We start from the raw sequence: 17043 nt of genomic DNA, 5'->3' as shown, positions 1-17043 counted from the left end.
ACGGTACTGCGCGAATTACGACTGCTTGGCAGCGGCCACTTGAGCAGCCACTTCAGCAGCGAAGTCGTCCTGCTTCTTCTCGATGCCTTCGCCGACCACGAACATGGTGAAGCCCTTGACCGTGGTGTTGTTGGCCTTGAGCATCTGCTCGACGGTTGCCTTGTCGTCCTTCACGTACGTCTGGTTGAACAGCGAGACTTCCTTCAGGAACTTCTGCACGCTGCCTTCCACCATCTTGGCGACGATCTCGGCCGGCTTGCCCGATTCGGCGGCCTTTTCGGCAGCAACCTTGCGTTCCTTCTCGATCAGATCAGCCGCGACCTGATCGCCCGACACGGCGACCGGCTTCATGGCGGCGATGTGCATCGCAACGTTCTTGCCGACTTCAGCATCGGCACCTTCGTACTCGACGAGCACGCCGATACGCGTGCCGTGCAGATACGATGCGAGCTTGCCCGACGTCTCGTAACGCTGGAAGCGACGGATCGTCATGTTTTCACCGATCTTGCCGATCAGGTCGGCACGGATCTGGTCAACGGTCTTGCCGTCGAGCGGCAGCGCCGACAGGGCTGCGACGTCAGCCGGGTTGTTCTCGGCGACCAGTTTGGCCAGGTCATCGGCGAACTTCAGGAAGTCGTCGTTCTTCGAGACGAAGTCGGTTTCGCAGTTGATTTCAACCACGGCACCCTTGCCGCCGTCGATGTAGGCAGCGATCACGCCTTCAGCCGTGATACGGCTTGCAGCCTTGCTGGCCTTGCTACCCAGCTTGACACGCAGGATTTCTTCAGCACGAACCATGTCGCCGTCGGCTTCGGTCAGCGCCTTCTTGCATTCCATCATCGGCGCATCGGTCTTGGCGCGCAGTTCGCCCACCATTGCTGCAGTAATTGCCGGCATATCGTTACTCCTGTATATCGAATCAGTCGGGAGAGGGTTTCACAAGAGCGGCCTCACTGCCCGCCCTTGGCGCCCCACTCACCCAACGCGGGGAAATCAGACTAAAAAAAAGGGGCGCCACAAGCAGCCCCTTTTGTTACGCAGCGGTGGCCGCTTACGCCTCTTCGTTCACTTCGACGAACTCGTCGCCTTCGCCGCGAACGGCTTCGACGACTTCCTTGACGGCGTTTGCACGGCCTTCGAGGATTGCGTCAGCAACGCCTTGCACGTACAGCTCGACAGCCTTGCTCGAGTCGTCGTTACCCGGGATCACGTAATCCACACCTTCCGGCGAGTGGTTCGTATCGACCACGGCGATCACCGGAATGCCCAGCTTGTTGGCTTCGGTGATGGCGATCTTGTGGTAGCCGACGTCGACGACGAAGATAGCGTCGGGCATACCGCCCATTTCCTTCACGCCACCGATCGACTTTTGCAGCTTGGCCATTTCGCGATCGAACAGCAGCGCTTCCTTCTTGCTCATGCGCTCTTGTTCGCCGGCTTCCAGAGCCTGCTCCATGTCCTTGAGCTTCTTGATCGACGACTTCAGCGTCTTGAAGTTCGTCAGCATGCCGCCCAGCCAACGGTTGTTGACGTAAGGCATACCGGCACGTGCTGCGGCTTCCGCCACGATGTCACGCGCTTGACGCTTCGTGCCCACGAACAGGATCGTGCCGCGGTTTGCTGCCAGTTGACGCACATACTTCAGTGCGTCCTGGTACATCGGCAACGTCTTTTCGAGGTTGATGATGTGAATCTTGTTGCGATGGCCGAAGATATAGGGGGCCATCTTGGGGTTCCAGAAACGGGTTTGGTGACCAAAGTGGACGCCCGCTTCCAGCATCTGACGCATCGTGACAGACATGTGATTCTCCGTGAGGGTTAGGTCTTAGACCGGCTGCCGTACCCGTTTCGTCAGACTGCCATACAGCTTTGCATGACCCGCCTGCGAAGATCGGGCACCCTGGGTGCGCCGGCCCGCGATTTCAAAATTTCCAAGCCGAGAAGACCGATCGTTGCCTGGCGAACCACCGAATTCGGCGCCTTTCGGCACCAACTTGGGGCCAAATACCCCAAAACTCCGGCGAATCCCACTAAAAACCAAGGGGAAACCCTTGACCATATTGACAACTCGTCCTCGACTTAGCCCGAGATTATAGCATCGCACCGGGCCATCACTCAAGGGTCTCGTGAACTTGCGATGACAGACCGCAAATGCCCGGTTTGCGCGGCATACCGGCCGGTTCGGCACCGCTTCCGACGACGCCGTCGGAACTGCGGAAACTCACCGTCGGAATGCTCCGAAATCCACGCCACACAAGGGCGAAACCCGGCCAAAACCCTCCATTGATGCGATAATGCGTCACTGTTTCCGCAATTTGTCCGATTCCGCAATGGCCATCACTCTCAAAAATGCCCACGACATTGAAATGATGCGCGTCGCTTGCCGCCTGGCCAGCGAAGTGCTCGATTTCATTACGCCGCACGTGCGCGCCGGCGTCACCACCGGGGAGCTCGACCGCCTCTGCCACGAATTCATGGTCAAGGAACAGGGCACTGTCCCTGCGCCGCTGAACTACCAGCCACCCGGCTACCCGCCCTACCCCAAGGCCACCTGCATCTCGGTCAACGACGTGATCTGCCACGGCATTCCCGGCGACAAGGCCCTCAAAAACGGCGACGCGCTGAACATTGACATCACGGTCATCAAAGACGGCTACTTCGGCGACACGAGCCGCATGTTCATCGTCGGCGACGGCACGATCCTGGCCAAGCGTCTGGCGCAAGTCACCTATGAGTGCATGTGGCTCGGCATCAACCAGGTGCGCCCGGGCGCCCGTCTTGGCGACATCGGTCAGGCGATCCAGACGCACGCCGAGGCGCAGGGCTACAGCGTTGTGCGTGAATACTGCGGGCACGGGATCGGTCAGGTGTTCCATGAAGACCCGCAAATCCTGCACTATGGACGTCAGGGCACCGGCCTGGAATTGCAGGCTGGCATGATCTTCACCATCGAACCGATGATCAACGCTGGCAAGCGCGAAATTCGGACGATGCCCGATCAGTGGACCGTCAAGACGCGAGACCGCAGCCTGTCGGCGCAGTGGGAACATACCGTGCTGGTGACTGAGACGGGCCACGAGGTGCTGACCCATTCGGCCCAGACGCCAGCACCGCCCCCGGGTTCGTCGTACGTTACGTCGTTCGCCGCAGCTTAATTAGCCTAAGAACCGTCAGAATCCGACGAAGCAGTAACGTCCGGCCGCCCGCTACTCTGGCGGCCGCCCGGCCCGGTTTCGCAGCACTCCGCAGCGTGTTTCCGGGCCTGATTCGTTTTTCCACTCCCTGGAAGCCGCCATGCACGCACGTGCACACGCCCCTTCTCCGCTACGTCAGGCCCTCAAGGACCGCAAGGCCGAACTCGTCGAAAGATTTGCCGCCAACGGCAAGATCGATGGGCTTCTGCACGGTTTGTGCCACGCCGTCGATCAGGCCATGCGCGATGCGTGGGCCGAGTACCAGATGCCGGACGACTTCGCGCTCGTGGCTGTCGGCGGTTACGGACGCGGTGAGCTGTACCCGTATTCGGACGTGGACATTCTGCTGCTGCACTCCGGCACCGATGGCGAGGCGCTGACGTCACACGTCGAGCCATTTATCGGATTTCTCTGGGATATCGGCGTCGAGATCGGTTCGTCGGTGCGCACTGTCGACGAGTGCATCTCCGAAGCGCAGGCCGACATTACCGTGCAAACGAGCCTGCTCGAGGCGCGTCTGCTCACCGGCAATCAGGCACTGTTCGACGAATTTCAACAACGTTTCGCCGACGACCTCGACCCGCTCGCGTTCTTTCGGAGCAAACAACTCGAGATCCGTCAGCGCCACGCGAAGTATCAGGACACGCCGTACAGCCTGGAGCCGAACTGCAAGGAAAGCCCGGGCGGCTTGCGCGACCTGCAAGTGATTCTGTGGATGACGAAGGCGGCGGGACTCGGCAACAGCTGGGCGGAGCTGTCCACGCGCGATCTGCTGACTGACCGGGAACTCAAGGAGCTGCGCCGAAACGAGCAATTCCTGAAGGGTTTGCGAGCGCGACTTCATCTGCTGGCACGCCGTCGTCAGGACGTGCTGGTATTCGACCTGCAGACAGCCCTCGCACAAAGCCTCGGCTTCGACGCCACAACAACGAAACGCGCCAGCGAGCAACTCATGCGGCGCTATTACTGGGCAGCGAAGGCCGTCTCGCAGCTCAACACGGTGTTGCTGTTGAACGTCGAAGCCCGGCTGTTCCCGCAGACTAGCGGCGTCACTCGCGTGATCAACGAGCGTTTCGTCGAGAAGCAAGGGATGATCGAGATCGTCGACGACGAACTGTACACACGTCATCCGAACGCCATTCTCGAAACGTTCCTGCTGTACGAGCAGGTCGTCGGCGTGAAGGGGTTGTCCGCCAGGACCTTGCGGGCGCTCTACAACGCTCGCGAACTCATGAACGGACAGTGGCGTGCGGACCCCGAGAACCGTCGCACATTCCTCGAGATCTTGCAGCAGCCGCAGGGCATCACCCATGCATTGCGCCTGATGAACCAGACGAGTGTGCTGGGCCGATACCTGATCAACTTCCGTCGCGTGGTCGGGCAGATGCAGCACGACCTGTATCACGTGTACACCGTCGATCAGCACATTCTGATGGTCGTACGTAATATTCGCCGTTTCGCTGTCGCGGAGCATACGCACGAGTATCCGTTCTGCAGTCAGTTGATCGCAAACTTCGACCGTCCGTGGGTACTGACGATCGCCGCCCTCTTTCACGATATTGCGAAGGGCCGCGGTGGTGACCACTCGACGCTCGGCATGGTCGACGCGCGCACCTTCTGCACACGTCACGGCATCTCGAAGGAAGACACCGATCTGATCGTCTGGCTGGTCGGCGAGCATCTGACGATGAGCACCGTCGCGCAAAAGCAGGACACCACCGATCCGGAAGTCATCCGACGTTTTGCGGAAAAGGTGGAAAACGAGCGTCGCCTGACGGCGCTTTACCTGCTCACCGTGGCAGACATTCGCGGCACCAGCCCGAAAGTCTGGAACGCCTGGAAAGGCAAGCTGCTCGAAGACCTTTATCGTCTGACGTTGCAGGTGCTGGGTGGCGCCAACCCGGACCCACACGCGCAACTGAAGACGCGCAAGGAAGAGGCCCTCGGACTGCTGCGACTGTACACCGTACCGGAGCGCGCGCAGGAAGCGCTCTGGAACACGCTGGACGTCGCGTATTTTCTGCGCAACGACCCGGCGGACGTGGCGTGGCAAACGCGCCATCTGTGGCGGCATGTCGACAGCGCATCGCCCATCGTGAAGGCGCGTCCGTCGCCTATCGGTGAAGGGTTGCAGGTGTTGGTTTACGTGCGCGACCAGGTCGATCTGTTCGCGCGTATTTGTGGCTACTTCGAGCGTAAAGGACTGTCGATTCTTGACGCCAAAGTGCACACCACCAGCCAGGGCTTCGCGCTCGACAGCTTCTTGCTGACAGACCCGGGCCTCGACACCAGTTACCGCGACATCATCAATTTGGTGGAAAGCGAACTGGTGTCGTTGCTCACACGGGAAGAGCCTCTGGCAGAACCGAGCAAGGGGCGTCTGCCGCGCCGCTCGCGCAGCTTCCCGGTCACGCCTCGAGTCGATCTTCGGCCCGATGAGCGTGGCCAGTACTACCTGCTATCGGTGTCGGCTAACGACCGCACCGGTTTGCTTTACGCGGTCGCTCGCGTGCTTGCGCGTCACGGCGTCAGCGTGCGAACCGCCCGCATCAATACCCTCGGCGAACGTGTCGAAGACACGTTTCTGCTCGACGGCAGCCGCTTGCAGGATAGTCGCCTGCAAATTGCTGTCGAGACCGAATTACTCGAAGCATTGGAACCATGAGCGATACCCCGCGCGCCAAACTGAGCGCCAAACACCCCCGCACCCTCGACAAGACGCGCGCCCCTGTGCGCTCGGCTGGCGCATTGAAGCGTCCGACCAAGTCCGTGCCCGCGTCGATGCTCGATGCCAGCGGCGTGAAGAAGCCTGCCGGAAAACCGGCCCGGCCGCGTCCGGCGGACAATAACGCGACACCCGGTGGCGCCCGTCGCCCGGCTGGCAGCGGCAGCACGCCGCGCAAGCCCGCAGGTGGCAGCGCCCCCTACGAAAAGCGTACGACGGGCGAACGTCCGCCGGCACGCGGTCAACGCGAGCGCGTTGCCGGGGCACGCCCGGCCCGTTTTGATGACGAGTCCCGCGCACGTCGCGACTTCGATGATCGCGCACCGCGTCGCTTCGACGAAGATCGTCCGCGTCGCAATACCGAAGGTGGTGCGCGTGGTGGCTTCGACAATCGTGCGCCTCGTCGCTTCGACGAAGACCGCCCGCGTCGCAACACCGAAGGTGGCGCACGCGGCGACTTCGCCCGTCCTGCCAAGCGTGACGCCGATGACCGTGCACCGCGTCGCTTCGATGAGGACCGTCCGCGTCGCAACACCGAAGGCGGTGCACGTGGCGATTTCGCTCGTCCGGTGAAGCGTGACTTCGATAATCGTGCACCACGCCGCTTTGATGAAGACCGTCCGCGTCGCAACACCGAAGGTGCGGCACGTGGCGACTTCGCACGTCCGAAGCGTGACTTCGATGATCGGGCACCGCGTCGCTTTGACGAAGACCGTCCTCGTCGCAACACCGAAGGTGGCGCGCGTGGCGACTTCGCCCGTCCGGTGAAGCGAGACTTCGATAATCGCGCACCTCGTCGCTTCGACGAAGACCGTCCGCGTCGCAACACCGAAGGTGGCGCACGCGGCGACTTCGCCCGTCCTGCCAAGCGTGACGTCGATGACCGTGCACCGCGTCGCTTCGATGAGGACCGTCCGCGTCGCACAAACGAAGGGGCCCCGCGCGGCCGCTTCTCGCGCGACGATCGCGACAATCAGGCAAACCGCGCCGCACGTCCCTCGCGCGCTCCGCGGGCTGAGCGCGACGATGATGACGATATCAAGATCCACAACGACGCCGCGGGCTCGCTGCGTCTGTCCAAGCGGATGTCCGAACTGGGTCTTTGCTCGCGTCGCGAAGCGGACGAGTGGATCGCCAAGGGCTGGGTCCGTGTCGACGGTAAAGTGGTGAAAGAACTGGGCACGAAGATTCTGCCCACGCAAGAGATCACCGTCGTGCAGGCCGCGCAAAAGGAACAGGCCAATCGCGTCACGATCCTACTGCACAAGCCGGTGGGTTACGTCTCGGGTCAGGCGGAAGACGGCTACGATCCCGCTGTCGTGCTGGTGACCAACGAACATCACTGGGCCGAAGACGACGCCGGTGTGCGCTTCTCGCCGTCGCATCTGCGCAGCCTCGCACCTGCCGGACGCCTCGACATCGACTCCACGGGTCTGCTCGTTCTCACTCAGGACGGCCGCATCGCCAAGCAATTGATCGGCGAGGACTCGGATATCGAGAAGGAGTATCTCGTGCGCGTGTCGTACAACGAGCACTCGCAGAATGTGCAGGCGCACTTCCCGGCCGATCGCCTGGCGCTGCTGCGTCACGGACTTGAGCTTGACGATCAACCGCTCAAGCCCGCACAGGTCGAGTGGCAGAATCCGGAGCAACTTCGCTTCGTACTCAAGGAAGGCAAAAAGCGTCAGATTCGCCGCATGTGCGAACTGGTCGGCTTGCACGTGACGGGCCTCAAGCGTGTGCGCATGGGACAAATCACCCTGGGCAACCTGCCCGTGGGCGAATGGCGTTACCTGCGCGCTGGCGAAGGGTTCTGATTCGGCGGCGATTCGCCGGCTCCGGCCATGAAAAAGCCCGCCATCACGGCGGGCTTTTTTGTATCGTCACCGGCAAGCGCGGGCGCAAAACATCAATCGCAGATCAGCAGCGCATCAACGCCAACGTCACACTCAATCGTCGCTATTCGGATCGAGTCCCGGGAATAGGATCTCGGTAAATCCGAACTTGCTGAAGTCGGTAATCCGCATGGGATAGAGCTTGCCAATCAGATGGTCACACTCGTGCTGCACGACACGGGCGTGAAATCCTTCCGCCACGCGGTCGATGGCGTGTCCGTGCTGGTCGAATCCTTCGTAGCGCAGCATCGAATAGCGGTTGACCATGCCGCGAAGCCCCGGCACCGACAGGCAACCCTCCCAGCCCTCTTCCATGTCCTGCGTCAACGGCGTAATGACCGGGTTGATCAGCACGGTTTCCGGCACTTCCGGCGCGTCCGGATAGCGCTCGTTGTGCTCAAAGCCGAAGATCACCACCTGCAGATCGACACCGATCTGCGGTGCGGCAAGCCCTGCACCGTTTGCATGCCTCATGGTCTCGAACATGTCGGCAATCAGTTCGTCCAACTCGGGCGTGCCGAACTGTTCGACGGGTTTGGCGATACGCAGCAAGCGCGGATCGCCCATCTTCAGAATGTCGCGAATCATCGGTTCGGTCCTCACATCAAAGCGCGGCCAACATCGCGCGCATAGCGTCCTCGTCGAGCACGGGCACACCCAGTGCCTCGGCCTTTGCCAACTTGCTGCCCGCCTCCGCGCCCGCGACCACGTAGTCCGTCTTCGCAGACACAGAGCCGGCAACCTTTGCGCCCTGAGCTTCGAGCATCGCCTTCGCTTCGTCACGCGAGAGCGTCGGTAACGTCCCGGTCAAAACAAACGTCTTGCCTGCCAGCGGCAACGGCGCGGCGGCGGCCGGCTCCGACTCCGGCCAGATCACGCCCGCCGCTCGCAGTTGCTCGATCACTTCGACATTATGATCTTCGCAGAAGAAATTGTTGATCGACTCGGCCACAATCGGTCCGACGTCCGGAACGGCCAGCAGTTCCGTCAGATCGGAATCGCGTTTGCAGACGGCAATCAGGTTGTCGAGCTTGCCGAAGTGCCGCGCGAGATCCTTCGCCGTCGCTTCACCCACGTGGCGGATGCCCAGCGCAAAGATAAAGCGCGCCAGCGTGGTATGACGCGCCGTCTCCAGCGCCGCGACAAGATTGGAGGCCGATTTGTCGGCCATGCGGTCGAGCGCGGCGAGCTTTGCAACGCCCAGTTTGAACAGGTCGGCCGGGGTCCGAATGATCTGTTGATCGACCAGTTGTTCCACCAGCTTGTCGCCGAGCCCCTCGATATCGAGTGCGCGACGCTGCGCGAAGTGCAGCAGCGCCTGCTTGCGTTGTGCGGCGCAAATCAGCCCGCCGGTGCATCGAGCAATCGCTTCATCCGGGAGCTTTTCGATGGCAGAGCCGCACACCGGACACTCCGTGGGCATCACGAAAGCGCGCGCGTCTTCGGGACGACGATCCAGCACCGACCCGACGACCTCGGGAATCACATCGCCCGCGCGACGCACGATCACCGTGTCGCCGATCATCACGTCCTTTCGGCGAATTTCATCCTCGTTGTGCAGCGTGGCGTTCGTCACCGTCGCGCCCCCAACGAACACCGGCGCGAGTCGCGCCACCGGCGTAATCGCGCCCGTACGGCCCACTTGCACTTCGATGTCCAGCAATGTCGTCAACGCTTCCTGCGCGGGGAATTTATGCGCCAATGCAAAGCGCGGCGCGCGCGAGACGAAGCCGAGACGGTCCTGCTCGTCGCGACGATTGACCTTGTAGACCACGCCGTCGATGTCGTAAGGCAGCGACGCGCGCGCCTCACCGACTTCGCGGTAGAACTTCAGCAGTCCTTGCGCGCCCTGCACGACTTCTCGCTTGTCGTTGACGGGAATACCCAGCGTCACGTACCAGTCGAGCAAGGCCGAGTGCGTCTCGGGCATCGGCACGCCAACCAGCTCCCCCACGCCATAGGCGAAGAACGACAGCGGACGCCGGGCCGTAATCTTCGAATCGAGCTGGCGCAGACTGCCGGCAGCCGCATTGCGCGGATTGACGAACACCTTCTCGCCAGCCGCCTCCTGCGCCTCATTGAGCTTGTCGAAGTCGGCACGGAACATCAGCACTTCACCCCGCACTTCGAGCACTTCGGGTGGGGTGTCGGTCTCAAGCTTAAGGGGGATTTTCTTGATGGTGCGGATGTTGGCGGTGACATCCTCACCCGTCGTGCCGTCGCCGCGCGTCGCGGCTTGCACGAGCACGCCGTGCTCGTAGCGCAACGCAATGGCCAGGCCGTCGAACTTCAGCTCGGCGGCATACTCGACCGGTGCGCCGAACAGATCGCCGGATGTCGCATTGCCCGCCCCCGCAGCACCCGCAGCATCAGGACGCAGGCCGTCGCTCACGCGCCGGTCGAACGCCTCGACGTCTTCATCGGCAAAGCCGTTGTTCAACGAGAGCATCGGCACACGATGCACGACGGGTGCAAATCCGTCGACGGGCTTGCCGCCGACACGCTGGGTGGGCGAATCGGCCCGTTGCAACTCGGGATGCGCGTTTTCCAGCGCGACGAGTTCGCCAAAGAGGCGGTCGTACTCGGCGTCGGGAACCAGAGGCGCGTCGTCCTCGTAATAGGCGCGGTTGTGGCGGGCTAGCTCGTTGCGCAACTCGGCAGCACGTTGTGCGGCGGCCGTAGCATCGGCTGGCGTAGGGGCGTTCGCGCCCTGACCCGGAACGGAAGTTTGGGACATGCGTACAAGACTCGGGATACGAGAAGTCAGGACATTATGCCTTCGACGTGCGCCATTGCGCGTCGTCGATAGGTGCAATCCATCGGAACAAAAACGCCGCTCACCCGACGGTGAACGGCGTGCATCGAATGCGACGGCAGGCCGCGTGAATCCGGCCCTGCCCAAACGCAGCAAATCGCCCTGAACTTACTGACTGAACAGACGACGCGTGACAGGCGAACCCGCCGGCAAACCGCGTGCTTCAAGGCGTTCGTAAAGCTTGAGCAACTGCTTGTCGACGTTTTGCAGCGCAGCATCCGAGAGCGGACGACGCTGATCGTCCACCACGCGGCCACCGATACGCTGTCCGATCGAACGCGCGTAATCGCACATCAGACGGAACGGCAGGAGGTCCTCGTCGGCCACCGGCACGTCGAGCAGCATGGTGATCAGATCGCCGCCCTTGTACGTCAGGTCGTCGCGCAGGAAATTGGTGTCACCGAATTGCAGCATGAACACCGGATTCTGACGCGAATCGAGTTTGACGAAACGCATACCGTCGCGCGAGAGCAGCAAACCGTCTTGCGTGGCGACGGCCTGCACGTAATTAGCCGACCACGGCGCGCCGTCCGACAGTACGTTGACAGACAACTGAGCGTCGCATTGCGCAGCAAAGCTATCGAGTTCACGTGCGCGTGCGACGGTCTCCATCATGTCCGGCAACTCCGGCAAGGCATCGACCGCGTCTGCCAGCGTCTGCACGAGGTTCGAGAACTCGGAGAATTCGACCTCGTTGAGAGCACCCGCACGATTGGCCAGCTGCACGGCCATGCGCAACTGGTGATATCGGCCGCCCGTGCGAATCGGCTCCCATGCGGAAGTTTCGTCGACACGACCCTCCACGTTCACGGGCTTGCTGCCCGCGCGACGCATGCGCACCGTCAGCGGCATCAGTCGTTCGGCAGCCACCATGTTCGCCAGCGGCAATTCGACGATACAGTCGATACGTTCATCGATGATCGGCGGCGGACCGCTCGGCGCCGCCGGTCGCGCGGCGGCAATCGGCGCGGCCGGTGCTGCCGCAGCAGGCACCGCCACGTCGCCGGATGTCGGGGCAGCACCGGCTGCCGGTGCAACCGCTTCGGCATCGGGCGCGCCTGCGGCGTTAGCGGCCGCGCCCGCCACTGCGGCGTCTACCGTGTCATCGGCGGCCAGTTCGGCGTCGACGCGTGCAACGGCGCTAGCCGCCGCCGCGTCCTGCGTATCGCGACGTTGTGCCTCATCGGCCTCATCAGCTTCATGCGGCTGGACGGGCGCTGCGTCGGCAACGACGTCAGACTCGCCCTCCTCCGCAGCCCGTGCCGCCGCTTCCTGCGCGGCACGCTTGCGCGCGGCCGGCGGGGCATCCCAGGCATCTTCGTTAATGGCGAAGGCATCTTGCACCGACGTGCCGGCCGCGGCCGGTCCAAGCGTCGGTTCGCGACGCTCGCCCGACTGTGCGGGCACGCGCGGCGGCGACAACGTCGGTTCGATGAACGGGCGGTCGTCGTCGGCGTCGGGCGTGCCAGCGGTCGCGTCGATACCCGCACCGTCGACCGGCATGCGACGCGGTATGCGCGCGCGTGCCTTGCTGCCTTGCCAGGCGTTATAGGCCACCACTCCCAGCAGTACCACTACCCCTGCGGCAATCAAGCTCAGCTGCAGTTCATTCATGCGCGGCGTTCCTCTCTCTTCTCCATCGTAGGCGCGGGGTCAGGCGATCTCGGCCAGATTGATCGCAGACTCCATGTCCACTGCCACGATCCGCGACACCCCTTGTTCCTGCATGGTGACGCCGATGAGCTGATTGGCCATTTCCATCGCGATTTTGTTATGCGAAATAAATACGAATTGGGTACGGTCCGACATGCGCGCCACCATCTTGGCATAGCGCTCGGTGTTGGCGTCGTCGAGCGGCGCGTCCACCTCGTCAAGCAAACAGAACGGCGCAGGATTGAGCTGGAACATCCCGAACACCAGCGCAATGGCCGTGAGCGCCTTCTCTCCCCCTGACAGCAGGTGGATCGTGGAGTTCTTCTTGCCCGGCGGTTGCGCCATGACCTGCACGCCGGCGTCGAGAATTTCGTCGCCGGTCATAATGAGCTTCGCCTGGCCGCCACCGAACAGCATCGGGAACAGTTCGCCGAAATGCTTGTTCACTTCGTCGAACGTGCCTTGCAGCAGCACACGCGTTTCTTCGTCGATCTTGCGGATGGCGCCTTCGAGGGTTTCGATGGCGTCGTTCAGGTCGGCCGATTGCGCATCGAGGAAGACCTTGCGCTCGCGAGCCGTCTCCAACTCTTCGAGCGCGGCCATGTTGACCGGTCCGAGCGCGTTGATCGCGTTGTTGATGCGCGTGACTTCGCCTTGCAGATACTGCGGCTTCATGTCTGCCGTCAGCTTCGCGGAGAGCGCTTCTTCGTCCACTTCGGCCGTCGTGAGCTGTTCGACGAACTGCTCGCGATTCAAACGCGCAGCCTGCTCCTTCAACTGCAATTCCGTGATTCGATCGCGCAGCGGCTGCAAACCGCGCTCTGCGGCCAACCGCTCTTCATCGCTTTGACGCAGTTTTTGCGTCAGTGCGTCGAGTTCGATACGGGCAGCGCCCAGAATCTCTTCCTTCTCGGCGCGCAGTTCGAGTGCGTCCTGCAAGCCGTTTTCGGCCGTCTGCTCAGTGATCTGCGCGAGTTCTGCCTGCGCCTGTTCGATCGAGACGACGAGGCGCTCAGCCTGCTCGAGCGCCGTCTGAATGCTGCGGCGATGCTCGTCGATCTTGCTGGAGATGCCCTTCTGACCGTACGACGCTTCCTGCGCCAGACGTTCCAGTTCACGGGCGCGATTACGCGCATCCGACAACTGACTGTCGAGCGATTCGAATTCGAGCTGACCGTCTTCGAACGTGGCTTGCAACTCGGCCAGACGTGCGTCGCTTTGCTCGAAGTTCGCCTCCGACTCGGCGCGCATCGCCAGTTGCTCTTCGATCTGTGCGGCGATTTCTCGCAGCTCTTCGTCGATCTGGGTGCTGCGGGCGTTGTAGCGCTCGTAAGCCTGCGTGAGCTTGAGCACGTCCATCTGCAAGGCGTGCACGCGTTGCGTGGCACGCTCGGCGCGCCCGCGCACTTCGCTCAGCGACTGCGCTGCCTGGCTGTAAGCCGCTTCGGCACGCACGGCGGCCGACTTGGCTTCATCCGAAAGCAATGCCTGCGCACGCAGTTGCTTGCCCAGATTCTCGATTTCCTGCTGACGGGCGAGCAAACCGGCCTGCTCGGAGTCCGCCGCATAAAGCTGCACGCCAACACGCGTGACCTGATGGCCCGCCTTGACGACAATCGACGCGCCTTCCGGCAACTGCGCGCGGGCAACCATCGCCTGCGCCAGATCGTCGGCAACGAACACATGACCGAGCCATTCCTGCAGCACGGCTCGCAGGCCCGGATCGTCGATGCGCAGCAACGACAGCAACGGACGCAGCGACGCGGGCGCTTCCACCGGCCGCGCGGCCGGCGGCGGCGAATAGAACGCCAGCTTGGCTGGCGGCGCGTCGCTCGCGAAGGCCTTCACCCAATCGAGATTGCTGATTTCGAGTGCGGCGAGACGTTCGCGCAGCACCGATTCGAGCGCCGGCTCCCAGCCCGGCTCGATATGCAGCTTCTTCCACAGACGCGGCAATTGCGCCAGCTCGTGCTTGTCGAGCCACGGCTGCACCTTGCCTTCCGTCTGGACACTTTCCTGGAGTTGCTTGAGGGCCGTCAGACGTGCCTCAAGCTGAGCGATCGTGGCAGCTTCCGACTGCACGCGAGCCTGCGCTTCGGCGCGCTCGGCTTCGAGTCGCGGCAAACGTTCTTCGGCGTCAGCCAGTTCGGCCTGCGCGTCCTCGAGCATCGCCTGATGTTCGGCGAGGTCGCCGCGTTGCAATTCAAGCTCGGCTTCGTCGGGCTTGTCGAGCCCACGCGCCTCACCCTGCAAACGCTCCTGACGCTGTTGCAACTGCTGCAATGCCTGATCGGCGTTGCGCTGGTGCGCGGCTTCGAGCTTCAGGCTTTGCTCGACCTGCGCGATCTCGCTGCGTTGCTCATTGAGCAGGTTCTGCGCGTCGCGCCAACCGGATTCGAGCGCGGGCAGCGCGTCGTTCTGCTCGGCAGCCTGATCCTGCGCCGTTGCCGCGCGCTCCTCGGCGATGATGAGCTCTTCTTCGGCGACGGCGAGTTCTTCTTCCGACTGCGCCGAACGGGCCTGCCATTGTTCGCGCTGCGAGGTCAGCGCCGCCAACTGGGCCTGCACGCGGTTGCGCGACTCGACCACGTAGCGGATCTCGGCTTCGAGACGGCTGACTTCCGAGTTCGCTTCGTACATGGCGCTCTGCGCGGCCTGTACGGCGTCGGTGGCCGTGTAGTGCGCGGCGCGCAGCGTTTCGAGATCGGACTCGGAGCCACGCAAACGCGACATCTGCGCTTCCAGATCGACCTGCGCCGACTCAATGGCGCGCTGCTGGCGCTCCTGCTCGTTTTGCGCTTCGTTCTTGCGAAGCAGCCAGAGCAACTGCTGCTTTTCTTCGCCGTCGCGTTGCAAGTCCTTGAATCGATTGGCGACAACCGCCTGCGATTCGAGCTTTTCGAGATTAGTGCCGAGTTCGCGAAGAATGTCTTCCACGCGCGTAAGGTTTTCACGCGTGTCCTGCAAGCGGTTCTCGGTCTCGCGACGGCGCTCCTTGTACTTGGAGACGCCCGCGGCTTCTTCGAGGAACACACGCAGTTCTTCCGGCTTTGCCTCGATGATTCGCGAAATCATCCCCTGGCCAATGATGGCGTAGGCGCGCGGCCCGAGGCCCGTACCGAGGAAGATGTCCTGAATATCGCGGCGGCGGGCCGGCAGGTTGTTAATGTAGTAACTGGAAGTGCCATCGCGCGTGAGCACGCGCTTGACAGCGATTTCGGCGTACTGGCTCCACTGCCCGGCGGCGCGCCCGGCGCTGTTGTCGAACACCAGTTCGACGCTTGCGCGGCTCGCCTGCTTGCGGGCGGTCGATCCGTTGAAAATCACGTCCTGCATCGATTCGCCGCGCAGCTCGGAGGCGCGCGACTCGCCGAGCACCCAGCGCACGGCATCGATGATGTTGGATTTGCCGCACCCGTTCGGGCCGACGATCCCGACCAGTTGGCCGGGCACCGCGAAGTTCGTCGGGTCGACGAAAGATTTGAAGCCAGCGAGTTTGATGGAAGTCAGACGCACGGCAGGTTCGCTTTATCGGTCATTGAATGAGAGGAAAGACGCAGACGCGCTAGCTGGTCCTGTCGGGCCTGCGCACGCTGGCGTGCACGGGCCACTTTTCTTGCTGCTGTCTTGCCGCATTTTCGCCGCTTCAGGCGTGCTTACGACGTTACAACGACGGTACGCATCATACCATCGCATCCCCCGCCGTCGCGGATTTACAACGTCGTGAATCGGGCAATATTCCGGACAGCACGCCCGCCGCCACGATGCACAGCCCACCGGCGATTTCCCGCACCCCCAGGCCTTCGCTGGCCAGCCACCAGGACGATATCGCCGCCACCACGATTTCGAAGAGCATGATGAGCGCCGCCTGATTGGCCGGTACGCGCGCCAGACCGAACTGCACGATGACGTTGGTCACGGCGATGGTGCAACCCAGCGCCAACGCGACCGCCGCCGTCGCCGCACCGGACGTCAGCGCCGAGACCGCCGCTTGCCCGGACTGCACACCGCCGTCAAACGGCAACACCAGCAAGCCGCCGACGACGCAGCCCAGATAGAGCGTCCAACTGCGCATTTCTGCGGGAACGTCGGGCAACGCCTGACTGACGCGCCGCAACAGCACGTTATTAAGCGCAAATGCAGCCCCCGCGATGGCACCGGCCCACTCTCCCGGATTGTTCGGCACCGGCCATCCCAGCTCGGGCGACCAGAGCATCAGGCCCGCCCCGCCCAGCGCCAGCGCGATCAGCCCCACACCGCGCAGGCCGACCCGCTCGCCCAGCAGCCAGTGGGCAAACAACGCCGTCCAAACCGGGGTCAGATAGAAAAGCAACAACACGCGCATGACGTGGCCGTGCGTGGTGCCCCAGACGAACGCGACATTGGTCGTGCCGCCTGCGAACGCCACTCCGACAAGCAGCCATGACCAGCGCAGCGTGCCGAGGGAGCGTCGGTAGACGAGCGAGAGCAGCAGGATAGCCACGGTGGCCGTGCAGATCTGGGCTGGCACCGCTGCAACGCCCCACTGAGCCAGAACGCGGTACGGGAACCAGGCCAGTCCCCAGACGGACGATCCGATGAGAATGGCCAGGGCAGGTGCTGCCCGGGTGCTGAAGGAAGTGCTGGTGACGCCGGGTGCGGATTCCGGGCCGCCCGCGCCGTTGCCGGCTACGGTCATACGCTTGACTCCTGAAAAACCTGAGATACTCCAAAGACTTGCCCCATTGGCGCCTCGGAATATGCTGAATTACGCGCTGGTCG

General features: G+C 62.7%; 10 protein-coding genes. 3 read left to right on the top strand and 7 right to left on the bottom strand.

The window, feature by feature from the left end:
- Nucleotides 1-15: 15 nt before the first annotated feature.
- Nucleotides 16-897 (bottom strand): translation elongation factor Ts, encoded by an 882-nt coding sequence (gene tsf, locus PAQ31011_RS22280; RefSeq protein WP_150577880.1) that lies wholly within the window; start codon nt 895-897, stop codon nt 16-18.
- Nucleotides 898-1051: 154 nt separating this feature from the next.
- Nucleotides 1052-1801, bottom strand: coding sequence for a 30S ribosomal protein S2 (rpsB, locus tag PAQ31011_RS22275; RefSeq protein ID WP_039398738.1), 750 nt, complete (start codon nt 1799-1801; stop codon nt 1052-1054).
- A gap of 493 nt (nt 1802-2294) precedes the next feature.
- Here rpsB and map point away from each other — a divergent pair, with 493 nt between their 5' ends.
- From map to PAQ31011_RS22260, 3 genes are all read left to right on the top strand, one after another.
- Nucleotides 2295-3155: a type I methionyl aminopeptidase gene (gene map / locus PAQ31011_RS22270; RefSeq protein WP_150577879.1), complete on the top strand. Its 861-nt coding sequence runs from the start codon at nt 2295-2297 to the stop codon at nt 3153-3155.
- A gap of 139 nt (nt 3156-3294) precedes the next feature.
- Complete coding sequence (locus PAQ31011_RS22265) at nt 3295-5859, top strand: [protein-PII] uridylyltransferase (RefSeq protein WP_150577878.1); 2565 nt, start codon at nt 3295-3297, stop codon at nt 5857-5859.
- Nucleotides 5856-7736: a pseudouridine synthase gene (locus tag PAQ31011_RS22260; RefSeq protein WP_150577877.1), complete on the top strand. Its 1881-nt coding sequence runs from the start codon at nt 5856-5858 to the stop codon at nt 7734-7736. Before PAQ31011_RS22265 ends, PAQ31011_RS22260 begins: the two co-directional genes overlap by 4 nt.
- Before the next feature lie 132 nt (nt 7737-7868).
- On the opposite strand, the gene def is transcribed toward PAQ31011_RS22260, so the two are convergent.
- The 5 genes from def to PAQ31011_RS22235 all read right to left on the bottom strand — a co-directional run bounded on the left by def (nt 7869) and on the right by PAQ31011_RS22235 (nt 16960).
- Nucleotides 7869-8402, bottom strand: a complete 534-nt coding sequence (def, locus tag PAQ31011_RS22255; RefSeq protein ID WP_150577876.1) for a peptide deformylase — start codon at nt 8400-8402, stop codon at nt 7869-7871.
- Nucleotides 8403-8418: 16 nt separating this feature from the next.
- The gene (gene ligA / locus PAQ31011_RS22250) at nt 8419-10551 is read right to left on the bottom strand and encodes an NAD-dependent DNA ligase LigA (protein ID WP_150577875.1); all 2133 of its coding nucleotides are present in this window, start codon (nt 10549-10551) and stop codon (nt 8419-8421) included.
- A gap of 186 nt (nt 10552-10737) precedes the next feature.
- On the bottom strand, nt 10738-12243 hold the full coding sequence (locus PAQ31011_RS22245; RefSeq protein WP_150577874.1) for a cell division protein ZipA C-terminal FtsZ-binding domain-containing protein: 1506 nt from the start codon (nt 12241-12243) through the stop codon (nt 10738-10740).
- A gap of 39 nt (nt 12244-12282) precedes the next feature.
- Nucleotides 12283-15798, bottom strand: a complete 3516-nt coding sequence (gene smc, locus PAQ31011_RS22240) for a chromosome segregation protein SMC (RefSeq protein ID WP_150577873.1) — start codon at nt 15796-15798, stop codon at nt 12283-12285.
- A gap of 166 nt (nt 15799-15964) precedes the next feature.
- Nucleotides 15965-16960: a DMT family transporter gene (locus PAQ31011_RS22235; RefSeq protein WP_150577872.1), complete on the bottom strand. Its 996-nt coding sequence runs from the start codon at nt 16958-16960 to the stop codon at nt 15965-15967.
- Nucleotides 16961-17043: the final 83 nt, after the last annotated feature.

Origin of the sequence: Pandoraea aquatica, from assembly GCF_902459565.1 — a bacterium.
Taxonomy (GTDB): Bacteria; Pseudomonadota; Gammaproteobacteria; order Burkholderiales; family Burkholderiaceae; genus Pandoraea; species Pandoraea aquatica.
Note: the sequence above shows the minus strand (reverse complement) of the source record. Positions and strands in the feature narration are given on the sequence as shown.